21 protein-coding genes and 1 pseudogene are annotated in these 25,141 nt (G+C 37.0%); 10 read left to right on the forward strand and 12 right to left on the reverse strand.

Translation table 11 applies throughout. The annotated features are described in order from the left end of the window. Positions 1-240: 240 nt before the first annotated feature. The 7 genes from CWS31_RS17545 to CWS31_RS06490 all read right to left on the reverse strand — a co-directional run bounded on the left by CWS31_RS17545 (position 241) and on the right by CWS31_RS06490 (position 5,860). Positions 241-423 carry a hypothetical protein gene (locus CWS31_RS17545; protein WP_170252782.1) on the reverse strand — a complete coding sequence of 61 codons (183 nt, stop codon included), beginning with the start codon at positions 421-423 and terminating at the stop codon, positions 241-243. After that, positions 375-512 (reverse strand): hypothetical protein, encoded by a 138-nt coding sequence (locus tag CWS31_RS17550; protein WP_170252784.1) that lies wholly within the window; start codon positions 510-512, stop codon positions 375-377. Before CWS31_RS17550 ends, CWS31_RS17545 begins: the two co-directional genes overlap by 49 nt. A gap of 13 nt (positions 513-525) precedes the next feature. Then, positions 526-1,965, reverse strand: coding sequence for an aldehyde dehydrogenase family protein (locus tag CWS31_RS06470; protein WP_148747695.1), 1,440 nt, complete (start codon positions 1,963-1,965; stop codon positions 526-528). Further along, positions 1,962-3,113: a mandelate racemase/muconate lactonizing enzyme family protein gene (locus CWS31_RS06475; RefSeq protein WP_148747696.1), complete on the reverse strand. Its 1,152-nt coding sequence runs from the start codon at positions 3,111-3,113 to the stop codon at positions 1,962-1,964. The genes CWS31_RS06470 and CWS31_RS06475 overlap by 4 nt, the downstream gene beginning before the upstream one ends. Positions 3,114-3,836: 723 nt before the next feature. Next, positions 3,837-4,349 (reverse strand): nuclear transport factor 2 family protein, encoded by a 513-nt coding sequence (locus CWS31_RS06480; protein ID WP_246143400.1) that lies wholly within the window; start codon positions 4,347-4,349, stop codon positions 3,837-3,839. A 33-nt stretch (positions 4,350-4,382) separates the two neighbouring features. Then, the gene (locus tag CWS31_RS06485; protein ID WP_148747697.1) at positions 4,383-5,000 is read right to left on the reverse strand and encodes a DsbA family protein; all 618 of its coding nucleotides are present in this window, start codon (positions 4,998-5,000) and stop codon (positions 4,383-4,385) included. Next, complete coding sequence (locus CWS31_RS06490; RefSeq protein ID WP_148747698.1) at positions 4,994-5,860, reverse strand: MBL fold metallo-hydrolase; 867 nt, start codon at positions 5,858-5,860, stop codon at positions 4,994-4,996. The genes CWS31_RS06485 and CWS31_RS06490 overlap by 7 nt, the downstream gene beginning before the upstream one ends. Positions 5,861-5,976: 116 nt before the next feature. On the opposite strand from CWS31_RS06490, the gene CWS31_RS06495 reads away from it, so the two are divergent. Then, complete coding sequence (locus CWS31_RS06495) at positions 5,977-6,873, forward strand: LysR family transcriptional regulator (RefSeq protein WP_148747699.1); 897 nt, start codon at positions 5,977-5,979, stop codon at positions 6,871-6,873. Between the two features lie 725 nt (positions 6,874-7,598). On the opposite strand, the gene CWS31_RS06500 is transcribed toward CWS31_RS06495, so the two are convergent. After that, entirely contained in the window at positions 7,599-8,027 is a 429-nt protein-coding gene (locus tag CWS31_RS06500; protein WP_148747700.1) for a hypothetical protein, read from the reverse strand. Positions 8,028-8,145: 118 nt separating this feature from the next. Beyond that, on the reverse strand, positions 8,146-8,925 hold the full coding sequence (locus tag CWS31_RS06505; RefSeq protein ID WP_148747701.1) for a glucose 1-dehydrogenase: 780 nt from the start codon (positions 8,923-8,925) through the stop codon (positions 8,146-8,148). Between the two features lie 217 nt (positions 8,926-9,142). Between CWS31_RS06505 and CWS31_RS06510 the strand changes: the two genes are divergently transcribed. From CWS31_RS06510 to CWS31_RS06525, 4 genes are all read left to right on the forward strand, one after another. After that, positions 9,143-10,711 (forward strand): sugar porter family MFS transporter, encoded by a 1,569-nt coding sequence (locus CWS31_RS06510; protein WP_246143401.1) that lies wholly within the window; start codon positions 9,143-9,145, stop codon positions 10,709-10,711. A 94-nt stretch (positions 10,712-10,805) separates the two neighbouring features. Beyond that, the gene (locus CWS31_RS06515; RefSeq protein WP_148747702.1) at positions 10,806-11,714 is read left to right on the forward strand and encodes a 2-dehydro-3-deoxygalactonokinase; all 909 of its coding nucleotides are present in this window, start codon (positions 10,806-10,808) and stop codon (positions 11,712-11,714) included. Positions 11,715-11,718: 4 nt separating this feature from the next. After that, positions 11,719-12,354, forward strand: coding sequence for a 2-dehydro-3-deoxy-6-phosphogalactonate aldolase (locus CWS31_RS06520; RefSeq protein WP_148747703.1), 636 nt, complete (start codon positions 11,719-11,721; stop codon positions 12,352-12,354). 94 nt (positions 12,355-12,448) lie between these two features. Next, on the forward strand, positions 12,449-13,618 hold the full coding sequence (locus tag CWS31_RS06525; protein WP_148747704.1) for a mandelate racemase/muconate lactonizing enzyme family protein: 1,170 nt from the start codon (positions 12,449-12,451) through the stop codon (positions 13,616-13,618). Positions 13,619-13,881: 263 nt separating this feature from the next. On the opposite strand, the gene CWS31_RS06530 is transcribed toward CWS31_RS06525, so the two are convergent. Then, positions 13,882-14,628 carry a FadR/GntR family transcriptional regulator gene (locus tag CWS31_RS06530; RefSeq protein WP_148747705.1) on the reverse strand — a complete coding sequence of 249 codons (747 nt, stop codon included), beginning with the start codon at positions 14,626-14,628 and terminating at the stop codon, positions 13,882-13,884. Between the two features lie 627 nt (positions 14,629-15,255). Between CWS31_RS06530 and CWS31_RS06535 the strand changes: the two genes are divergently transcribed. Both CWS31_RS06535 and CWS31_RS06540 read left to right on the forward strand, forming a co-directional pair. Further along, positions 15,256-17,103: an immunoglobulin-like domain-containing protein gene (locus tag CWS31_RS06535; protein WP_148747706.1), complete on the forward strand. Its 1,848-nt coding sequence runs from the start codon at positions 15,256-15,258 to the stop codon at positions 17,101-17,103. A gap of 285 nt (positions 17,104-17,388) precedes the next feature. Further along, positions 17,389-18,858 (forward strand): sulfatase, encoded by a 1,470-nt coding sequence (locus CWS31_RS06540; protein ID WP_148747707.1) that lies wholly within the window; start codon positions 17,389-17,391, stop codon positions 18,856-18,858. A gap of 287 nt (positions 18,859-19,145) precedes the next feature. On the opposite strand, the gene CWS31_RS06545 is transcribed toward CWS31_RS06540, so the two are convergent. Continuing rightward, on the reverse strand, positions 19,146-20,921 hold the full coding sequence (locus CWS31_RS06545; protein ID WP_148747708.1) for a sulfatase-like hydrolase/transferase: 1,776 nt from the start codon (positions 20,919-20,921) through the stop codon (positions 19,146-19,148). A gap of 343 nt (positions 20,922-21,264) precedes the next feature. On the opposite strand from CWS31_RS06545, the gene CWS31_RS17920 reads away from it, so the two are divergent. The 3 genes from CWS31_RS17920 (at position 21,265) to CWS31_RS06560 (ending at position 24,711) form a co-directional block, all read left to right on the forward strand. Beyond that, positions 21,265-21,696 (forward strand): type IV pilin protein, encoded by a 432-nt coding sequence (locus tag CWS31_RS17920; RefSeq protein WP_148747709.1) that lies wholly within the window; start codon positions 21,265-21,267, stop codon positions 21,694-21,696. Between the two features lie 153 nt (positions 21,697-21,849). After that, positions 21,850-22,230, forward strand: coding sequence for a DUF1565 domain-containing protein (locus tag CWS31_RS06555; protein ID WP_170252786.1), 381 nt, complete (start codon positions 21,850-21,852; stop codon positions 22,228-22,230). Positions 22,231-22,380: 150 nt separating this feature from the next. Next, positions 22,381-24,711, forward strand: a complete 2,331-nt coding sequence (locus CWS31_RS06560) for an Ig-like domain-containing protein (RefSeq protein ID WP_148747711.1) — start codon at positions 22,381-22,383, stop codon at positions 24,709-24,711. A 151-nt stretch (positions 24,712-24,862) separates the two neighbouring features. Here the strand turns inward: CWS31_RS06560 and CWS31_RS17835 are convergent. Further along, positions 24,863-25,013: pseudogene (locus CWS31_RS17835) on the reverse strand (transposase); the annotation flags it as partial. Between the last annotated feature and the right edge of the window lie 128 nt (positions 25,014-25,141).

Genomic DNA, 25,141 nt, shown 5'->3' on the forward strand with positions numbered 1-25,141 from the left:
TGTATTACTTTTTAGTTATATTACGTTTATTTAACAACCACAAACAAAGTGTAAATGGTTGATATAAATCGGTATTTATTTTTCTTTACTTCTTATTCCGGTTTTCTGGTTTTCTGGTTTTCTTCTACAAATTTAATTTTGTTTTGTCTTGTTTCGAATCTGTTAATTTTTGATGGTATAAATCCATACGTTCAACATCGTAATTTTCAAATTCACGTTTAAGTAACCAACGAGGTCGTTCTAACGTTGACTCCCACTTGAATAATTCCTTAAACATTTTTTAACTTTTTCAGGATATTGTGCAGCAAGGTTGTTATCTTCTCTGATATCTTCAGGTACATAATAAAGTTCTGCTGGACGATCTGGATAACGTATTAGCTTCCAATCGCCATCACGTATTGTTGCTCTTGCGTCTTTTTCCAAAAAAGCATTTCATACGGACGACCTTCTTCTTTATTTTGAACATAAGGAAGTAAATCAACACCATCAACTGATAAAATTAAAGATTTCATTTTATTCCACCTATTAATCAGCAATTAAAATAGAAACGCGTTTATTGGTTAAATATTCTTCAAGGCTATAACGAGAACAATCTTTACCAACACCACTTTGTTTTAATCCACCATGCGGTAAATGAACGGCATAATGAACTTCATTTACACACACACTTCCTGCTTGAAGCTCATTAGCTGCTTGCATACCACGTTTTAAATTGGTGGTGTAAACATAAGCGGATAAGCCATATTCACAATCATTAGCAAGCGCAATAACATCGTCTTTATCACTAAATGGAATAATAGGTAGTACCGGACCAAATATCTCTTGACTGGCAACTGGCATATCTACTCGAACATCTGTAAGGATGGTTGGCTCCATGTAGAAACCCTTTGTATGAGAACTAGGTATTTTACCGCCCAATGTTAAAGTTGCGCCTTGTGCAACTGAGTCGTTAACAAGTCCGAGAATACGAGTACGCTCTTTCTCATTAATAACAGGTCCCATTTTACGGCCTTCACCACCACGACCAGCTTGTAAAGTAAGTCCTTGAGCATGTGCTTTGGCTTCTTTAATAAACTCTTCATATACTGATTCGTGTACAAAACAACGATTAGGTGAAACACAAACTTGGCCACTATTACCGTACTTAAGGTCAATAATATTATGCGCAGCTTTTTTAATTTCAGCGTCGTCATAAACAATAACGGGTGCATTACCGCCAAGTTCAACTGAAAAATGCTTAACACTAGTACAGGCTGTTTGCATGGCTTTCACACCTGAATTGGTTGAACCAATCATAGTAAATAATGCAGGGATTTTGCTAGTTAGTAATGGGTTAGTAACGTCATAGTCATTACTGGTAATAACATTGATAACCCCCGCTGGAAAACCAACTTCAAGCGCTAGTTCAGCACAACGTAAAGTGGCTAAAGGTGTAACTTGTGAAGGTTTAATAATGCTACTACAGCCAGATGCTAATACAGGAGCTAGCTTGTAACCAAAGTTAAGTAATGGGAAGTTCCAAGCTAAAAACCCTACAGCTACACCAATAGGTTGACGTTGAATGTAATGATGGAATCTACCATCTGGGTCAGTAATTACTGGTTGCTCTACGCGTTTTGCTTCTTCGATGAAGTAGCGTAAACAAGTCAATAGCATACCAAAATCATATTCAGCATTATCTAGCGGCTTACCAGATTCGCTAATAAGAATATCGATAATTTCGTCTTTATGGTCTTCAAGTAAATCAGCGTAAGCTAAGATCAACTTTTCTCGGTCTGCAAGGGACACTTTTGACCATTTATTAAAGCCTTGCTCTGCCGCAACTAGCACATCTTCTACTTGCTGTGCTTCAATTTGAGGTACATTAGCAACGTGCGCTTCGTTATCCGGATTAATTACAGGAAAAGAAGTTGATGAACTTACTCGTTCACCATTAATTATCATTTTATATTGAATATCGTTCATTTTGATTCCGTCGTACAAATAGTAAATTCAGTTAACGCATCTCGGTCAATTTCAACACCTAAACCGGGTGCAGTTGGAACAATTGCTTCGCCTTGAGTAACTTCTACGTTCACCTTATAAAGGTTGTCTCGTAATGGGTTTTCAGTGCGGTCGTACTCTAAAAATAAGTTTTTAGTTTCAGAGCGCCCAGGCTCTGAGTAGCCAGTAGCTAAAAAGTGAGTTGCCGCGGCTAAATTTAGTTGAGTTCCCCAAACATGTGGGATCATATTCAAACCATTGGCAGAAGCTAATGTACGAATTTTTAATGCTTCGCTAATACCGCCACAATAAGCTAAGTCGGCCTGAACTAATTGAACTCCACCTTGTTCGATAAGCTTTTTAAAGCCGTAACGTGTCTGTTCACATTCACCAGTAGCTATAGCTACACTTGTCTTATCTTGTAGCTGTCTAAATAAGTCAGGATGTTCTGGGCTTAACGGCTCTTCAAACCAGTGGTAGTCATTTTCTTCAAGATATTTAGCTATTTTAATAGCTTCAGGTAAGTCGTAAGCGTGATTTGAATCAGCAGCCAAAACCGTTGTTGGCATTGCTTGGCGCATCGCTTTAATAAGCTTAATATCAAAATCAATATTTTTTCCAACTTTGATTTTCATCGCTTTAAAGCCTTGTTCTGTATAACTAACAGCTTCGGCTACTAAATGGTCAAGTAACTGTTCTTCAGGCATTTCTTGGAAATACATACCTGTTGCGTAACAAGGGACTTTTGCTCTAACCGCGCCGCCCATTAATTGGCTAACACTTAAGCCAAGTCCTTTACCTTTTAAATCCCATAAAGCCATATCTATACCAGACATAGCGCCCATCATGATACCTGAGCGGGCGAAATCTAATGATGCACGCCACATATGGTGCCAGATGGCTTCAGTAGATACAGCATCCATGCCTAGTATTCTTGGTGCGTAAAACTTCTCAACAGCTGCCTGTGTAACATCAGCTGGTCCATAGCATTCACCCCAGCCTGAAGTACCATCGTCAGCAATGACCTCAATAAGTAGTACATTGCGTTGGTTATAAAACCATTGAGAAAAACCGAAAGGCTCTTTCAATTCACATCTTATGTGGTGAGTTTTTATGCATTCTATTTTCATTTATCTTTAACCTTTTTTGTGGCTATATAAGAAGACGTAACGTTAAACACTGTAGTAACAATATTTATAATAGCCATTTAAGTTTTACTTCAAAAGTAATACATAGTTAAACATATGATGTTTGCATTTACAACATGAATTTTCATAAAAATTGCAATTATGCCGAACTTTGCATTTTAACCTTTTAATTTCAATTATTAAGGGGCTAACGAATTGGGAAGGAGTTTGGCTATTCTTTTAGTACAAAAGTACCATTTATTAATAACTTACTAAAAATATTTAATGATCTTATAATTGTAACGCTAAAGAACTGGAGATTAAAAATCCAAGGTTTCTGTTAAACATTGCGAGTGAAATGGTTGCTTATCTACAGTCGAATTAGTAATTTCTGGATATTGGATTGAACTTTGAAGTGTATCGATGTGTAATTTTATCTTCACCCGTTTAAATATCATTAATGAATGTCAGCAATATGCTCATTGCTGCCGTTCATATTCGGTTATTGAATGTTAATTATAAACTTACAGACATGATAATTACTGCTTTTCTATTGAGGCAACAAGTAGCTTTACTCACTAACTAATAACTCGTAGGTTACTATAAAAAGCTGTTTATATTTATTCCGAAGAGCAACACACTCAAGAACATTACATTGAGTGTGTCAATCTCTGGTAAACTATTTTTTTTATTTCCTTTATGCGCCATAATCAATCTATGAAAAGACTATTTCATAGATTCATCAACAGGTACGCTATCAACGAATTGCTCAAAACTAACGATTTTATTATTTTCTAGCATCCATAAATGGGCAACTCTAGCACTAAATTTTCGCCCTGTTTCATTGTACGTTCCATAGTACGTACCGTACGCGAACACACGGTTTTCAGCATCAACATAGCCCTCAACAACAAATCGGTAATCAGTCCATTCTGTCGATAATCGTTTAAAGACTTTTTGAGAAATCTCCTCAAACCCTATATACACACCAGCGAGAGGAAAACCATCGGCTTCTTTCCATGTAGCACTCTTTGATAAATGCTTGCGTAAGTTTTTTCCATTTTCTTCTGAAGAGTCTCCTTCATAAGTGCTCTTAATAATTTCCAAGTTTGACATCATTTTCACACTTTCTTCTTCAATGGCTTGTTCTTTTGTATGTAAATTAGTCTCTGTTTTTACATGGGTACAACCCAATGAAAATATTGAAAAAACTAAGTTTACCACTCCATTAATACTCATTAAATTTATCCATTTTATCCACCCGTTCAATGACTACAATTGCTCGACTAATTCCTTCCATTTTACAAGGTCTTTGTAATAGTTTTCATGAGGTAATGATGTCAAGTTGCCGTCTTTTTCGATGATAAAAGTAGGAAACCCTCTAACCCCCCATAGATTCATTAACTGTTGCTCTTGATGTATATCATCATCTATTTGTTTGGTTTGTGAACGCATTAACCTTGACCATCTGCTTTCTTCAACCCCTAGCTTACTAGCGATAGTCGCTAAAACATTATAGTCACTAACATCTAGAGCAAATTGGTAATGGGCTTGTTGAATAGCTTTCAACATATCAAAGCCTTTACTACAAAATTTCTCCATGACATATACTCCTTGGGCGGTGATGTACGAATCAAGCATAATCGTATTATTGCTAGTTAACCGATTATGGTAATCAACTGAAAATATTTGCCCTGTTTGTGAGGCTATTTTTTTATCAAATTCTTGAGCCATTGCTCGAAAGTCTCTATGCATTTTTTGTCTTGTTATCATTCCGCCAGCATGCAGTATCATATTAACATTTGATGCTGAAGCTAATGTTTCAGCCAGTGGAGTAGCGCCGTAACACCATCCACACATAGGGTCAAAAAAGTAGTGAGCTGTTACCATTTCATTTCACCCTTATGAACTTTAGCACCAATATTTAATGACAAAGAAAATTGCGTGTCAGGGTAAAGTACATTCATACCATTAATCAATGCGTTAGCATCTGAGCTACTTTGTTTTACTTGTTCAAAAGTGGTTAAATATTTACTGGTGAAATGTAGGTTACTCGCATCAAGTTTCGTACCTTGCTTCATATGTCCTGGCACAACAATTTGTGGAAACAGTTTCTCCATTTCAGCTAATTGTAATAACCAAGCATTCCAGCTCGCTGTATCTTGAACATCAGCTGTCCATACATGTAAATCACCAAAGACAGAAACATTACCTACAATAGCCTTTTTAGACGGTATCCATAAATAAGGTCGGTGTGCTAATAAACCTGTAGTTCCTTTAATTTCAATAACATGTCCATCAACAGAAAAAGAAAGTTTATTATAAGCGTTAGGTGTCACCATATTGTTAGGCGAATTATCTCCCATTTTAGGTGCCCAATAAGCGAATTTTCCAGCCATTTTTTTTTCAATAACCTTTTTTACTGCTGGTGTTGCAATAATTCGTGCATCAGGAAAGAACTTTTTAAGCGTTTCTGCACCAAAATAATAGTCAGGATCGGCCTGACTGATAAAGATTGTCGTTAATTTTTTACCTGAATCTAAGACATTAGCAACAATTCTTAAAGCATCTGCTTTCGTGAAGCCTGCATCAATCACTGCCGCTTCAGTCTCACCGTATATCAAGGTAGAATTTACGTGAAAACTATTGCTACTAGCGTTGTACACTTTTAGTGATAGCGGCACATCATTTACTGCATGAACCGAAGTAGTAAGAAAAAATGAAGCAAGTAAAAGTATTATTTTATTCATGGTTTGTGTCCTGTTTAAATCATTAATTATTTTGAGATGCAACGATCATAAATCATTGACTAGAACAGATAAATACCAAATACTGTGCTTCTTTATTTCTTTATTCGTGCATATAGATGGATAGGATCACCGCAGCAGAAGTATTTGTCGATGTTACCCGTTCAGGTAGCTTTACCGCAACCGCGGATAGACTATCGATGTCTAGGCCCATGGTTACAAGGTATGTTGAGGCCTTAGAAAGTTGGTTTGGCGTACGTTTACTTCATCGAACCACTCGTAAAGTGACCTTAACAACGTTAGGTAAACAATGTCTTTTAGATATAGAGTCATGGCTTGGTGCGGGTCAACTTTTAGTTGAAAGTGTAAAACCTACCGATGTACTAACAGGCTCAATTCGAATTGCAACCAGTGTGTCTTTCGCGCATGCGCAGTTAATGACTGCTATCAGTGAATTTATGATATTACATTCCAAGGTCAACATTGATATAGACTTACAGGATACCGTCAGTGACTTGGTTAATAACCGCATAGATTTAGCTATCCGTATTGCTTCGACCCCTGATGCATCCTTAATAGGTAAACCTATTGCACTTTGCCGCTCTATTCTTGTCGCACATAAAAGTTATTTAGCAAGGAAGCCTGCCATAGAAAGACCAGAGGATCTTTGCCATCATAATTGCCTTAACTATACCAATTTTGAAAATAAAGTCTGGCACCTTGCACATGGCACAGTGCATAAATCGATTAATGTTAAAGGTACATTGAGCGCTAATGAAGCGACGGCTTTACTTGAAGCCACTATGTGCGGGATGGGTATCTCAATGCAGCCTACCTATATGGCAAACAAAATGATACAACGAGGGGAGCTAGTTCAGGTATTGTCTGATTGGAAACCAAATGACATGAGTATTTATGCTTTATATTCATCACGCAAATTTTTAGCGCCAGCAGTAAGAGCATTTATTGATTTTATTGATGAGTATTTTAAGAAAAACATATGGGATATTTATTAACAACAACTCTAGCTAAGACACTAAGAGTTTTATGACATTGAAAATATAGTTTATGACCGCTTTGGTGGCTGAGACCTAAACTACTCCGCGGTAATGCTGTTCTTAGTCGGATCAGTTGTCGCTAGTGAACAAAAGCCAATATCAGCTAAGCGCAAATAAACTTAATTTATTAGCGGCATAGCCGATGCAATGATGTGGTTATTTGGTGGCCGATTTAGATGATAATGCTTGGCATTTTTTAATGTGATTGGGTGGTTTATCTCATCCAATTATCCAAATATTGACGGACAAAAACAGCCAGCTGTATTTAGTTCTGCTTGATTGACTTATTGTGACATTGCTCAAAGTTAATTACTTTATCTTTAACACTAAATTTTGATTTATCTCTATTTATACAGGTATGTCCAAGCTGAGTAAAGTCGAATGGCGACCTTGATACTTTAAAGTAAGATAGGACTTGAGTATTGATACGGAAGCTTAAAACGACATAACCATCATTTAGTTGAATATTAGTATTTTATTCTAGTTCCGGCTTAATACCAAACCTGCTTTAAATATCAATATCTCTAGGATAAGGTTTAATAAAACAAACCTGACTCCAGCTACCTTTAACTTATTTATTGAAATCCACTATTTAAAAATTCGATAAATCTATAACTGGCATATCAATATGAGAGTCCAAACAGGAAGTACAAAGTAATAACGACAAAATGACAATAGATAATTTAAACGCCAAACTTCCTGTGATTTTTCCGTTTAATATTCTTGTAGGTGACACTTTTTACCTTAACTAAATAAGTAAGGAAAATAATAACTAAAACGGAATCCAACACTATAGTTATTAAACATTTATCAATATATTGTGCTCCAAACATAAAAATTATAAATATAAATGCTATTTTACTAATACTTGTAAGAACTAGAGCCAAATTACGATATACAGGGTTAAAAGCCCCAGAAATCAATAAAACACCCATCAGGAAAATAAGAAATCCCCAACTTCGAACAACAACCTGAGCTAATGGTTCGGTAAGTGTTTCACCAAACATACTTATTAAAGTACTTTGAGGTGCGAATACCGCAAAAATCATTGAACAAGTAAGTAAACCTGCAATAATCATTATCCATTTTATATTGCTAGTAATAACGTTCAATTTAACTCCTGACAATCCGTGTAACCTAACCCCCGTTAAATTTCTTATGTGCAAAATTACAAGTGTAATTTTGCACTGGGGACAAAAAACCTCATTACACTTAGTGGTGTTGTAATTACTACAGGTGGTAAACCACGGATCGGCCACCGTCGACGATCATACTTTGTCCTGTCATAAAGCTTGATTCTTCACCAGCTAAGAATAATGCAGGGTAAGCTATCTCTTCACACGAAGCATTACGTCTTAATGGATGAATGTCACCTAGTTTCTTTCTAGCCGCTGCAGGATCTTCAGACTCAGCAAACCATTTAAAGGCTGCAGGTGTTTCAACCATACCTGGACATAATGCATTGACTCGAATATTGAATTCACCAAACTCAACCGCTAAGTTTTTAGTTAAACCAATAATGGCATGTTTTGTTACCGCGTAAGGAAAGTGATTAGGGACAATTTTGAATGAATGTACCGAGCCAATGTTTACAATTGAGCCTTTACCTGCTTTTTGCATATAAGGCAGCACTTCTTTACTACAATGCCACATGCCATCTAAGTTAACGTTAAAGCTTTTATCCCATTGTTCTTGAGTTGTATCCAAAGGCGATTCATTTTGGTAAATAATACCTGCATTGTTTATTAAAATATTAGGTTCCCCTAATAATTTCACCGTCTCTTTAACCATATTTTTAACAGAGTCTATATCAGCAACATCTGTTTTTACAAAAATGGCTTTTCCGCCATTTTCGATTAGACTTTCTACAACTTTATGCCCAAGTGCTTCATTAATGTCTGCCACACACACTAATGCTCCTTCTTGGCAAAATAATTCAGCGATTGCTTGCCCAATGCCTTCGGATGCTCCAGTAACAATAGCTACTTTTTTATTTAAACGTGGATTCATTTTAAGACTATTTCCTATAAAAAACGTATGGTTAGACATTGAAAACAATATTTTATTTTACAATGTAATAATTGTAGATAAGCTCATAGTAATATAAAAAAACAAAAATATAAACATCATATGTTTATATTTATTGTATCTTTCATGTTCCAGTGTTAGATTTACAATAGAATAATTAGAAATGATATTTAATTATAATGAGGTTTAATAGGTATATATGATGACAAGTATAGATAAGAATGTTTCTTTTTATGCACTAGTTGCTGCGTTCGGGGGGTTTGTTTTTGGTTTAGACCTAATGAACATCTCAGGTGCTATTCGCTTTATCAGTTCAATATTTAGTCTAGACGATGGACAAATAGGTCGTGTAGTTGGTATAGGATTTTTGGGAGTAGTATTGGCCTTGTTTTTTGTTGGCACCTTGTGCGAACGATTTGGCCGTAAAAAAATATTACTAGGTATTGCCTTCGCGTATTCACTTTCTTCTATTTTGTCCGCTTTTGCTGTTAATTATGAAATGCTCGTTGTAGGCCGTTTTATTGGTGGCGCTGCATTTGCCTCTATTACTGTTTCTGCTATGTATATCGGTGAAATAGCCCCGGCAAATCAACGTGGTAAGTTTGTTTCTGTCAACCAATTGATGATTGCTTTAGGTATTTTACTTGCTTCGGTCGTTAACTACTTTTTCATTAAAAATTTGAACTCTATTACTTGGTTAACTGATCAAAATATTTGGCGCTACATGCTTGGTGCTGAACTTATTGCTAATGTAATTTGGATCGCATTAATTTTTAAAATTCCAGAGTCACCACGTTGGTTAATTAAGAAAGGTCGTATTGAGGAAGCTCGTAGCATTCTACAAACAATTACTCCAACCGAAGAAATTGAAGGCATGATTTCTGATGTTCAAGACAGTTTTCATAATGAAACTAAAACAGATACTTTAAGCCAATTAAAAAATCTATTTACTAAACGTATGTCGCTTATTTTATGGATTGCAATAGCCTACGCCATTGTACAGGGCGGTACAGGTATGAATGCTATTTTATCCTTTGCTCCTATGATTTTTGAGCAAATAGGTATGACAACAGAAGATAGTTTCATGCAAACAGTTATTATGGGTATTGTTAATTTAGCTGCTGTATTCATCGCAATATTCACCGTTGAAAAACTGGGTCGTCGCTTCTTAACCCTTGCTGGCCTTGCTCTTGTTGTTGTTGCACATACCTCTACATGGATGGGTTTTAAAGACTCTACCTATGTATTTAATCCGGCGGCAATGGTTAATATTGAACAGCAATTAGAAGGCGCTACTGTTGATTTAACTAAGTTAGGCGCGTTAGAAGGTAAAACGTTTGCAAATGATGTTGAGTTAAAAGCCAAACTAGCTGAAATATTTACCAAGAAAGAATTACCTCTAGCAAGCGGTGCTATTATCAATCAATCGATTGTTGGTATTAAACCTATGCTTATCTTGTTTGGATTATTTGCCATGTTAGCGGCATTTAATATGTCTATTGGTCCGATATTATGGGTAGTTTTCTCTGAGATATTTCCGAATAACGTTCGAAGTGTTGCATTACCATTTGCCGCTTTAGTTCAAACACTTTCTTCATGGTCTATCAGTGAATTATTCCCTTGGAGTTTAAGTAATTTTGGCGCCGCTAATGTGTTCTTAATGTATGGTGTTATTGGACTAATTGGTTTAATTGTTATGTTCTTCATCATGCCTGAAACCAAGGGTAAAACTATTGAACAAATTGAAAAAGATTTAGTACGCACATAGAACATAATTATCCCAAGTTAAGCTTGGGATAATTTTTATAAGGCACTGAGCACGCAGCGGTGCCTCGTTTATTTTTAAAAAATGAGCTTAACTTATGACATTAGAAAACAAAAAAATTAGTTATTTAATTATTGATTGGGGTACCACAAATTTCCGTGCCTTTGCGATGAATGCACAAAACCAACAAGTGGATAAGAAAGAACTTGGCATGGGCTTGTTACAAGTTGAAGACGGTAAGTTCGCACAATCCTTAGAAGAAGTATTAGCTCCTTGGTTAGATACCTACCAAGCATTACCTATTTTTATGGCTGGCATGGTTGGCTCACAAGCTGGCTGGGTAAATGTTGATTATGTTTCAACGCCTACTGATGAAGCATCATTAAGCGCTAACGTACATAGTTTTAATTTACCTTGGGGTGCTAAAGCAACAATTATTCCAGGTGTTAGCCATGAATTAGAAACAGGCGCCTATGACGTTATGCGTGGTGAAGAAGTTCAGTTATTTGGCTTGGCTAAAATAACAGGTAAAAGTGCGCTAAACGCTATTTTACCAGGTACTCATAGTAAGCATGCGCGTTTTGAAAATAATAAAATGACAGAGTTTTCCTCTTTTATGACCGGTGAATTATTTTCTGTAATTTCACAGCATACTATCTTAGGTAAAGGTTTACCTGAGCAAGTAGATAGCCAACCAGCATTTTTACGTGGTGTAAGTGAAGGCAAAACAGACAAATTAACTAGCACGCTTTTTGCGGCACGTACTCACCGCTTGTTTAATAACATTAAAGATACCGAAATATTAGATTACTTATCTGGTTTATTGATAGGTAATGAATTAAAAAGCTTAGCTAACGACCATGTTTACTTGGTTGGTGGTAAAGGCTTATGTGACAGATACCAGCTTGCTTGTACTGAACTCGCTATTGAATCAACGTATATGAACGGTGATGAGTGTTTTCTTGCAGGTATGGCCGATTTAATTACCGTATTGAACAAAGGATAAAATAATGACTAAACGCTATAATCTTGATGAGCACCTACCATTAATCGCAATCATCCGTGGTGTTTTACCACAAGATGTTGTTCGTATAGGTCAAATATTAATTGATGAAGGCTTCACTATGATTGAAGTGCCATTAAATAGCCCAGAGCCATTGGTTAGTATTAAAAATTTGGTTGATGCTTTTGGTGAAAAATATTTAATTGGTGCAGGCACAGTAACAACGGTACAAAAAGCAAAAGATGTTATTGCAACAGGTGCTAATTTAATTGTTACACCTAACATGAACGAAGAAGTGATAAAACTTACTGTTGAAGCAGGCTGTGCTACTTTTCCTGGCGTAGTTACACCAACAGAAGCATTTAATGCACTAGCTGCAGGCGCAACTGGCATTAAGTTATTCCCTGTTTCTGCTCTAGGTCTCGATGGCTACAAAGCATTAAAGTCAGTTTTACCTCCTGAGGCGTTGTCTTTCCCTGTTGGCGGTGTAGACCCAACAGTAGAAAGCATGAAACCATTATTAGATATTGGTGCTAACGGTTTTGGTTTAGGCTCTTCTTTATATAAGCCAAATATGACTGATGATCAAATTCGAGCTAATGCAAAGAAATTTGTTGAAACATTCAACGCATTAACTAAATAGCCACAGCTATTATGGATAATTTCTAGAGCTCATGGTTTTCACTCTGAGCTTTTTTTTTCTAAATTTTTATGAATATATTTTTAAGGTGGATGTTATGAAAATATCTAAAATTACTCCTCACGTTATATGGGTTGGTGCCCGCAACCAACTTATCGTTAAAGTAGAAACAGACGAAGGTCTTTACGGTTGGGGCGAAGCAGGTTTTTCTTTTAGAGAACAAGCCGTAGCCATGATGATTGAGCATTTTTCTAAGTTCCTTCTTGGACAAGATCCAATGAATATTGGTCGTATTTGGCAAGAATGCTACCGTAGCCATTATTTTGAAGGCGGTCGAGTTGTTACTGCTGCTATGGCAGCGATTGACATTGCATTGCACGATATAAAGGGTAAAGCGCTAGGTGTTCCTGTTTACCAATTAATTGGCGGTAAGCAGCGCGATATCGTTCCCGCATTTGCTACTGTACCAGCAGAGCCGGGCGAATTAATGATTGAACAAGCGGTTCAGTTAAAAGAAATGGGATGGAAATGTATTCGCTTCATCGCAGATGGAATGGGCGCTGCCTATAACAGTACTGGTGTTGCAAACTGGGAGCCACGAGAATCAATCAACAAAACTGTGCCTTGGTTAATTAAAGCACGCGAGGTACTTGGTCATGAAGTGGTACTTGGTCTTGAGTTCCATCACCGTTTAAGTGTTGCTGAAGCCGCGTCTTTATGTCAAAAATTACCATCAGGCACCCTAGACTTCTTAGAAGAGCCTATACGTGATGAAACACCTGAAGCTTACGAAACACTAAGAAAATTAACTAATATTCCCTTCGCAATTGGTGAAGAATTCTCATCGAAATGGCAATTTTTACCATTTATTGAAAAAGAATTAATGCAATATAACCGTTTAGATATTTGTAACGTGGGTGGTTTCACTGAAGCGTTGAAAGTTGCTGGTTGGTCTGAAGCGCATTATATAGATTTAGTTATGCACAACCCATTAGGCCCTATTTGTACTGCTGCTTCTATTCACTTGGCAGCTGCTGTACCTAACTTTAGCTGGTTAGAATGTCGCTCTTCACCATTTGAGCAACTTGGTTTTGATAATCCAGAGTTATTCCCTGTGCAAGCAACAATGGATGGCCCTAACTTTATCATCCCTGAGCTACCTGGGTTAGGTGTTGAAGTGAACGAAGATAAAATTGCAGAGCAAAGTGCAACCTTCACTGAAGCTCCACATTTAACTAACTACGATGGTAGTGTGCAAAACTGGTAGTATTTTTATTAAGCTGTGGTGTGTTAATCAGCCACAGCTTACTACCAATTAAAATAATAAATCAATCATCTGCAAATGGTATAAATAATCACTTTCTGCATTGCGAACAATCACAATAGTTCGCTATTACTCAATCATTGGCTTTGAATTTGTTATTATTTTTTAGTTATTTTCTACGGGAAATATAGGAGATATAGAAGTAAGTGCTATCAATTGTAGCACTTACTTCTTTACTTGGGACAGACTAAATATAAAGAGTGGTCTTATGATTTAAATCCACTACCAAAAGCTTCTTGCAAGCGTCTAATAGCGTCTTTTAATAATTTTTCAGTTAATTGCTCAGCTAAAACGCCATCTTTATTTGCAATTGCCTGATAAACTTCTCGATGAAAAGGTACAGATGAGCTATTTTCTCTAGGATCGCTATTGGTAATTTGCACACTAATTAATAATGCAGAATAAATTACCCCTTCCATCGCTGTTAAATAGTCATTACGGGCTGCTCTAAGCACAGAACGATGAAATAAAGCATCGGCAATAATAAATTTTTCCACTGAGCCTTTTTCAAGCTCCATACCAATACAAGCGGCTTCAATTTCAGCTAATGCTTCTGGTGTGGCTCTTTCTGCAGCCCAACGAGCAGCTTTAGGTTCAAAAGCTAAACGGATATCCATTAATTGATGAATAAAGTCTTTATTAGGTGGAGCACTAACGTGCCACGCAAGTACATCGTCATCCCATAACACCCATTGGGTTCTAGGCTTAACACGAGTTCCTATACCTCGACGGACATCCAAAAGCCCTTTTCCCACAAGTATTTTTACCGCATCTCTAATAACAACACGGCTTACTTGATATTTCTCAGTTAAAGAAGTTTCATCATCAATTAATGTACCTTCTTCAATGGTCCCTGCGACGATTCTCCGGCCTAGCTCACGGGCAACTTGTATCGGCATACTTGGCGTCATGGTTGCGGCGCGTTTTAAATCGTAATAAACTAATTCACTCATAATAGGTACTGAAACGTTATATGTTTATATAATTAAAAGAAAGTGACCGAAATTCTACTTTAATCCCCTAAAAAACACAATCTTAACTACTTATTAATTAATTTTATCCCCTTAAACATCGTTTAATTTGATGATTAAATAAATAACGAACAACTAGGAACCTAGTTAGTTATTTTAGTAAGTAATTTCAAACCCCTATTTAGTGAGATAGATATTATACCAATACAACTAATTAAGCTTAAGAGTATTTAAAACCACAATAACTTAGAAATACTTCAATTAACTCTATGAAAAATATCATTTTCAATTATTTAGCCAGTTTCAACCTTAGGGATAATCATCAATATGTGCGGTCCTTTTTGATTTTCATAATTAAGAAACCTTATTGAAAGCCCCTGCAATCAAAGCCTAAAACAATTCTGCATGTCTACCGAATACTAATTCATCAGCTGACAAGTAATTTATTTCAACAATTTAATGTACAATAAAAATAAACATGATATGTTTGTGTTTGTAGGACTTTTGTGGCTTAGTTTGTTCCCTAACTGACAAGCTGTGTATCAAAAGACTGAGTTAACATTTATTAAAATAATAAATAATAAAATAATAAAATAATGAGGAAACAGCATGTTTATAAATAATGCAGATACATATTCAAACTTGAGTAAAAAAAAGTGGTTATCGGTAGTTATTGCTTCTGTACTTGCTACAGGTTGTAATAGTGATTCTGATGTCAATGAGATTATTGATGAGGTTAAAGGAACTGATATTGTAGCCCCCGTTATAACTTTAGAAGGCAGTGCCACTGTTTCGCTAGAGTATGGCTCGGCTTACAGTGAATCAGGCGCAACGGCAACTGATGCTGTAGATGGTTCTTTCGCAGCCACTCCGTCAGGTGAAGTAGATACTAATCAGGTTGGTTCTTACACTATTACCTATAACGCAACAGATGTTGCCGGTAACTCTGCTACAGCTGTTTCTAGAACCGTGAATGTTGTTGACTCAGTATCACCGGTAATCACATTGACTGGTGATACTGAAGTGACATTAACTGTGGGTGATACCTATGAAGATGAAGGCGCTACAGCTACAGATAACGCTGACGATAATTTAACCGTTGTTGTCTCTGGCACAGTTGATCCTGCTACTGCCGGAACTTATACGCTTACCTATAATGTATCTGATGCTTCAGGAAATGCAGCTGAAGCTTTAACGAGGACAGTTATTGTCAATGCAGCAAATATAACGGAGGATCCTGAAGATGTAACTGCACCAACGATAGTTTTACTTGGAGCTGCTGAAATAACGATACCTATTAATACTGATTATTCAGACGCTGGTGCTACAGTAACTGACGATGTAGACACTGACTTAGAAGCCGTAATGGTTTCAACAGTTGACACAACTACTGTAGGCACTTATACGGTAACTTATAATGTAACAGATGCAGCAGGCAATATTGCTGAAACCAAAACCAGAACCGTTATTGTAAGTACAGATGCTGATGTTACAGCACCTGTAATCGCTTTAGTTGGTGAAATGGATGTAGAGTTAACCGTTGGTGATACCTATGAAGAATTAGGTGCTACGGTAACTGACAATGTGGATGCAAATTTAGATGCTGTAATCGATTCAACTGAAGTAAATTCTGAAGTAGCAGGTTCTTATACGGTCACATATAACGTAATGGATACCGCAGGCAACGCAGCTGAAGAAGTTGTTCGTAATGTAACTGTGATTGAAGCTTCTGACACATCAAGCTTTATCACTACGTGGACAGTTACCGATGGCGATTTATCGATTACTATTCCTACTACTTTTCAAATTCACCCAAATACAGAATATGACTATAACGTTACATGGGGTGATGGTGCCTCAAATGATTATACCGGAACTGATCATACTGCACAGCATACTTATGCTACTGCGGGTACTTATACCGTAACTATTTCGGGTACCTTTACGCAAATAAACTTTGGTGGAAATCATTCTCCAAACCACGACAAAATAACAAGTATTGAACAATGGGGGGATGCTGTATGGACTAAGTTTGGTACCGCATTTATGGGTTGTGCCAACTTAGCTGTAAATGCCACAGATGCACCTGACTTATCAGCTGGTCCTGCGATGAACGCTATGTTTAGATCAACCCCTATGAACAGTCCTGTTGGACATTGGGATGTAAGTACAATTACAAACATGGCGAATATGTTTGGCGATGCAACACAATTCGATCAAGATTTATCTGATTGGCAACCTCTACTTGTTAACAACTTTGGTAACTTCATGAATAATGTAACCTTATCTACAGCTAACTATGATGCATTACTAATTTCTTGGGCAGAGTTAAATGTATGGGATAATATTACAAACTTCAACGCTGGAGATAGTGATTACTCCGCCGCGGGTCAAGCTGCTCGAGACAAACTGACGACAGAACAAGGTTGGGCATTCATTGATGGTGATTTAGAATAATTCCTTTCAATTTTTAAGGCTAAGTTTTGTAAAGGCTCAGCTTACAGTCTTTGAACTGTAAGCTGTTAAATTGCCAAGTAGATTTAATAAAAAGCATTTAAGCTGTTATGGCTTAGGTGTTTTTTTTTTTCTAATGCTTGTTAGCTGCCAACCAAACTACCAATCAGACTGGTGAGATAAGCTCAAAGTTTAATTTCAAAATTCTCATTAAAAATTTTAAATCCCCCCCTACTTCTTCCTTAATTTCTAAGCTTAGCTTAGTGAAAATAAAATAAGACCTTAATTATGAATATTTACCAACGTTTAATCATTTATTGCCTCCTTATAGCTACTATATTCTTTAACTTTTCACTTTTAGCGAACACTCAACCGAATATTATTATTTTTTCTTTTGATGATTTACGACCAATGACAAAAAGCTATGCCGTTCAGGAAGCTATTACACCAAATCTTGATGCCCTTGCACTAGACTCGGTACAATTTAATAAAGCCTATGTTACCTACCCTGTTTGTGCGCAATCTCGTGCAGCAATGATGACAGGGATACGATTTGAAAAACCCAGTAAAGCACAGCGTAAAGTTTATGCCGCGAATAAAACTAAAGGCAGTGAAATATATAATAATATGATCTCGGTACAAGACACCTGGGCAAGAACTTTTTATAACAACGGTTATTGGTTAGGAACACGAGGCAAGTTATACCATGGCGATGTACCGTCTATTGAACAAGATGTTTGGCATGTTGCAGGCCCTCAATTTATCGACAAAAAATATAAAGATGGCTCACCATTAATCATCAAGCATATTGTCGAAAAAGGAGGCCAATCTGCGCAGTTAGAAGATTACCTTGCTAATGGTAAAGGTGATGCTGCACTTATCTATGCCTCAATTAATGGACCAGATACTTTACTTAATGACGGACAAGTGGCTGACGAAGTGATCGCCTTTTTAAGTAAACGCGATAAAACAAAACCTTTCATCATTTCAGCGGGGTTTTCTCGCCCACATCTACCATTTGTTGCTCCTAAAAAATATTTTGATTTATATCCCAAAGACATAGCAACACTCGAAATTAAACCAACTAATGCCGATATTATCATTAGCAATGATGAGTTCTCTAATAAGTTTGCAAATAAACATGGCTGGAATGAGGGCTTAAGTGATGCTGAAGCTAAACTAATTATTCGAGGTTATTTAGCCAGTACTTCTTTTGCAGATGCTCAAATGGGAAAGATAATTACTGCGTTAAAAGAACAAAATTTATATGAGAATAGCATTATCCTTATGTGGGGAGATCATGGTTACCACTTAAGCGATCATGGATTATGGCGTAAACATACCCCCTATGAAGTCGCTACGCGTATGCCAATGATGATTAAAGCTCCAGGGTTAAGTAAAGGTATTCAAGCACAACAGCTTGTTCAAAATATTGATATATACCCTACACTCCTTGAACTTGCAGGTATCAAAAAAACTGAAAAGGTTACTTTTCACGGAAAAAGTTTAGTACCTATATTAAAAAGTCCAAACATCGGTTGGGATAATATTGCTTTTAGTTCATCGCAAGGAAGCTTTAGCGCTATAACGGAGCAATACCGATTTACTATAGGTAGTAAGGGGAAAGAATATCTTTTTGATTTGCATGCAGATCCTCACGAATGGAATAACATAGTAGGCGAGAAGAAATATAAAGCGCTGATAAAAGAACTTAAGTATAAGTTAAGTAAAATAACTTGGAATGATAAAGGTACATAACCTGACTTGAGATCTGGATAATATATTTTGTAAGATCATGAAATTAGATAATAAAATTAGTTCTAGACAATGATATTGATTCATTCATTATCAAAGCACTTTTATGTAATGAAGTAGAGGCTGATGCAAGTGCTAATGTGATATATACCCGTTACCATTCAAAGTGCGGGATTTCAGTGGGAATTAAAAGCACGTTAAACAAGGAGAATAATGTTCAATATAGTCATTCTATTTTTACATTATTTAACGCCGTCTAACGTGCTTTTAAACCCATCGAAGAAGTGCTATTACTTTCTTCTTAGACGGACAAGCGTAGAAAAAGCAAGTAAAATTGACCAAATCCCGACACTACCTCCACCCACTTTTTCTACTACCGGTATTTGCTCATCCTCTGGAGCTGGCTCTGGTGTAAGTTCAGGCTCAGGTGTCGGAGCTGGCTCAGGTGTCGGAGCTGGCTCAGGTGTCGGAGCTGGCTCAGGTGTTGGAGTTGGCTCTGGTGTCGGAGCTGGCTCAGGTGTCGGAGTTGGCTCAGGTGTCGGCGAAATTATATAATCTGCCTCGTCAAAACGGTCTGGGAAAGTTTTACCAAAGTTAGGCATGTTGTTACTGTCCCAACCTGCTTCAAAGCCATAACGGTCTTCATCATCAAAAAAAAGTGGACGAATATGTGTTGTTGTCCACTGATAAACTGAGTCTATAAGATAATCTAGATCTGATTTATTTGTTTGTGAAATAGGATTTTCTTCTCCAATGTCTGTTGCAAGATCAAAATATACCCAAGTACCTGAACCAGGGTTAAACCACTTATGGTTATTTAAAATAACCGAGGTTCGGTTACCTCCACCATTATTACCATTTGGATCATGACGCATAAAAAATAGCGGCTCAGTTTTCCTAGCATTAGTATTATTAAGAATATTTGGTAGAATATTTTTACCATGTAATTCTTTTCCGTTAGGCTTATCTGCACCAGCAAGCCCTAAAAAGGTTGGATATAAATCTAATGATGAAACGGGGTGATTAAAGGTTGTTTGTGGTACATTGCCATCTGGCCAGCTAATGAACATAGGTACTCGAATGCCACCTTCATAGGTTGCACCTTTACCTTGCTTTAAGGGAGTATTCTTAGCATGGGTAATATTAGAAATTTTACCGCCATTATCACTTAAAAAAACAATAACGGTGTTGTTGTACTCACCCGTTGCTTTAAGCTTTTCAACCAATTTTTTAACGCCACGATCTACAGCATAAACCATCGCTGAATAATTATGACGACCTGTGTCATTTGAAGCTTTACTACCTAAAATATTTCGCAGTTCCACTTTATCAGCATCAGTTGCTTGCTCAGGTGTATGCGGTGCATTGTATGACATAAATAACAAAAATGGCTTGTCGTCATCAGATTGCGCTCGCTCAATAAAATTGACCCCTGCATCGGTGAACATATCAGTGATATATAAGTTATTTTCATACCCTGTTTCAGGGGCTAAGCTATCATTTTCAACTAACGGAATCCTGTAATTATTGACGTTTTCATTTCTTACATAGCCCCTTGCAGGATTGAAGTCATTGGTAAAATAATTATGACCGCCGCCTAACATACCGTAAAAATAATCAAAACCACGTTGATTCGGCTGATACTGATGTTCTTCGCCTAAGTGCCACTTGCCAATAAGACCTGTTTGATAACCAGCATCTTGTAATACGGAACTAAAAAAAGTTTCAGATACATCAATGCCATGCTCGGAATAGCCAGCAAGATTAAATTGTGCGCCAAACTCATGTTGATAGCGGCCAGTCATTAACCCTGCCCGGCTTGGTCCGCAATATGGATGAGTAACATACGCAGAAGAAAAAATGGTCCCTTCACTGGCTATTTGATCAATATTAGGCGTGTAAATATCTGGCTCTGCGTTCTCCATAAACCCAACATCGGCATAGCCTAAATCATCGAGTAATATAACGAGAATATTGGGTTTAACATTCTCAGCAAAAGCATGAGATGTTAATGCAAAACATGATAAGGCAAGTAGTGCAGGCTTTCTTTTAAATTTTTTCAACATGGTTAGAACCTTTTTTTATTATTTGAATTTTATAAACTCTATTCACAGTTATTTATTTCTTGTATTTTTTCAATTAATCAAAATTGCTCTATATATTGCATCTAGAGCGTATAACAACAGGATAAAAACCTCTCTTACGTTATTATTGCGTTATTATTACGTTACCCTTACGTTAAATTAAAGTTAACTTTACTTGTTTGACAGTTGTGATTTATTAACAAAAATTATTGCTTTTTAATTCCTTTACGATTAACGTAAACATATTATGTTTAGCTAAGTATCATCTTTTATAAGTATTGTCGCAATACGTGTTTTAATAAAAATTAAATAGATAGGTAAGTAGATGAATCAAAATCAACAAGGTTTTACTCTAATAGAATTAGTCGTTGTCATTGTTATATTAGGTATTTTAGCTGTTACGGCGGTACCTAAATATATAGATATCAGTACCGATGCTAAAATTGCCACGTTACACGCAATGAAAGGTGCTTTATCTAGTGGTACCTCAATGGTTCATGCAAAAACAATCATTGAAGGAAAAAACCAATCAACAAACCCTATTGTTACTGGCGGCGACACAATTCTATTAAATAGTGGGTATCCGCTTGCTAATTGGAACCTAGCTGTTAGGTATGTAATTGGTTTGAACGATGTTACCCCGATCGGTTCAAATACATGTGCGGAAGATTGGTGCGGACGTAGTAACTCTAACACTATTCCTAGTGGTGATGTTGTGCAGTCCCTGGCGGTAAATTCGTTAAAGTTATCCCTTTAGGTTATACATGGGATAGGTTATACATGGGATGACGAATGCGGAGTGTATTACTTAAATAACTATGACGGTTCAGAGCCTATTATTGGTATAGAAAGTACTGACTGTTAATAAGATTTACATTCAATAATTATTCAACGTAAAATGAGATGTTTAATGTTTAAAATAATAATTTTTACCCTGTTAAGTTTACCTTTCTCAACTTTTGCTATGGACGTTTATGTTGATAGTTTAAATGGCAATGATAGCAACGACGGCTCACTCAATAATCCCTATAAAACTATTCAACAAGCTTCAAATACCCTTTCAAGTGGTGGCACTATATTTATCCGAACCGGAACATATCGTGAAACCATTAATGTTGCCTATGCAGATCAAACCTTTACTAATTATAACGATGAAGAAGTTACAATAACTGGACTTGATATTGTGACTGATTGGTCGCTGTATGAGAATGGTATTTATCAAGCAGACTTTGCAAATTTTGAAACCCAATTTATACAAGTTTTTGTTAATGATGCCAATAGAAATGGATAAGCGGCCATTGACAACTGGCCTGTATTTTTCAGTAACACCCTGAACATTTGTTATGTTTGCTTCACCACAAACGACACAGTGATAATAAATAAACTAAAAATAAACAACAACAACAACAACAACAACAACAACAACAAAAATGAGCGTACTATGAATAAACTAAAAATGCTTTTTCCACTCGCTATTTCCTTCTTATCTATAAACAATGCCGCTGCGGTAGATATCCCACCTCCGTTATCTGATCCTAATAACAATGGTGATTGGGTAATTAACCCTAATGTTTCAGACGAATTTAATGCTGATTCTTTTGATCGTAATGTGTGGTTTAACCAAGGTGAAAACGGACAATGGAACGGACAATGGCGTGGTAGAGCACCGTCTGAATACAATCCTGATAACATTCGCGTAGAAAATGGTTATGTATATTTAACTGCTCGCTGGGATCCTAATTATAATTTCTCTAACGGTAATGGCGGTGGTAATTCACAATCAGGGATTTCTTATGGTGAAGTCGCTCCAGTAACAACAGCGGCATTATTAGGTAAAAATACCTTTCAATATGGCTATATGGAAATGCGTTCAATGGCCGCAAATGGCCCAATTTCTAGTTCGTACTGGACCACTGGTCGTGGCGGAGAAACTGATGCCTTTGAAAGCTACGGTTGGAACCCAAACAATCGCTGGTCAAGCAAGCGCTTTCATACATCCTTTCATGATTGGCGTGTACCAGGTTCTTCAACCTACGGTACTCGTATTTGGGACAATGCCCATATATTAGATTTTAATGTCGCCGATGGTTTTCATACCTACGGTTTTGAATGGGATCCAAATTATGTTGCTATCTACATTGATGGTGCATTAATTAACTGTGTAACACGTGCCGAAATGGGCAATGCTTGGGTAGCAACAGCCCCGCATCGTGCTTGGATTGACATGGAAATTTTTGATTGGGAAGTAAGAGCTGAAGATCTTAGATCAGAGCACTTTAATGGCATTAACGGTATTGATTTTGTTATTGATTACGCACGTGTATATCAGCGTTCGTCTAGTAATTCGGGTGGTACTTGTCAAAATAGAACGAACTTACTAACTAATTCAGGCTTTGAAAATGGTATGAATGGCTGGAGCGGCGCTGCGACTAGTATTACCTCAGCAAAACATACGGGCAATCGCTCAGCGTCTTTAGCTACAGGTACGAGTGTAGAGCAAGTGGTACAAGTTAAACCAAATACAACTTATATGCTTTCTGCTGTTGCTAATTCAGTAAACACAAATGAGCGTGACCGTTGGTACAATGCTTATTTAGGCGTTAGAGGCCACGGCAGTCCACAAGCTGATGTACGTTATTTCTTTCCGCGCTGGCAAGAAAAAAGCTTACAGTTTACTACTGCGGCAAATACCACAGAAGTAACCGTATTCTTTACTAATCAGCCACAGGGTGGCTTAACTTATGTTGACGAAATACAGTTAATTGAAGTCAACGTAGATAGCACAGGTGATATTGCGGTAACGGGTGTTGATGTTACACCTGCCATAGTAACAATATCAGAAGACAGTACCACACAACTTTCTGCGGCGGTAAGCCCTAGTAATGCGAGCAATAAAAATATTACTTGGTCGTCAAACAACACGTCTACCGCAAGAGTAAATGATAGTGGTTTAGTTACTGCAGTTAATGCCGGAACATCAAATATTGTAGCAACCACTGAAGATGGAAGCTTTACTGATACAACTCGTATAACAGTAACAAGCACACCGGACACACCAAGTGATGATTTAGTCGCTAATAAAGGCTTCGAAAGCGGCTCTTTAACTAATTGGTCTGCAAGCTATGGTAATAGTTCGGTGGTAAATAATAACCTCCGTAGTGGTAGTTATGCTGGTTACCTCAATGGTAATGGCGCGATTGTTCAAGATATTACCGTGCAAGCTAATACTACTTATACCTTATCTGCTTGGGTAAAAGTGGGGGCTAATGGCCAAAGTGCCTATTTTGGTGTTAAAAACTACGGCGGTGCTGAAACATCACGTCGAGTTACATCTACTGGCTACACTCTACAAACCGTTACTTTTACAACCGGTTCATCTAACAACACTGCCCGTATTTATTTATGGAATGGTGATGCTGGACAACGTGCTTATGTAGATGACGTGACTATAGCTGCTGAAGGTGGTACATCTAACCCGACTCCAAATCCGGATACAGGCTTAAATTGTAGTGCAAACTGGGTACCGGTAAGCGGAATTGAGTTAAATAATTCGACTATTAGCATGCAAGTAGGGCAACAACTTAGTTTGGATTACAGTATTTACCCAAGCTGTGCGACACAACAGAAAATCACGGTAAACTCAACAAACTGGAGTGTGGTAGCACCAAATAATAACGGCACTATTACCGCAAGAAGAACAGGTACTGTAACGGTTACTATTACTTCTAAAAGTGGCGACTATACCGACACAGTAACGGTGAATGTTCGTTAAACACTAACAGTAACACTTTGTTATATCGACGTTAGTATTGATCATATTAATAATTGTTCGTTAGCGCCTAGGAAAAGTTCGGGACATATATATCCCGAACTTTTAATTAAGGTACCAATGTCCCCGTTGCATTTATTTCTTGTAAACCTATTGTTAGGATGAGTATCTTATCTTCCACCCAACCTCGCCTGTGGTCAAAGTTTTGCCCCGGTATTTTTATCTTCAGCGCATACAAAAGAACGGCGAACACAACGATAAATACAATGATAATAAGGTGAGTCAGCCAAGCTATTAATTGCTATCTTTCGGTTGTCATGAAAAAACCTCTCATCTAAAGCTTATTCACTAACTTTAGTTGAGAGGTTTGTATTATTCACTGAATTAATACTGTCCCTATTAATTCAGTATTAATTCAGTGACAACAGCCCTA

Source organism: Colwellia echini, assembly GCF_002843355.2.
GTDB lineage: Bacteria > Pseudomonadota > Gammaproteobacteria > Enterobacterales > Alteromonadaceae > Colwellia > Colwellia echini.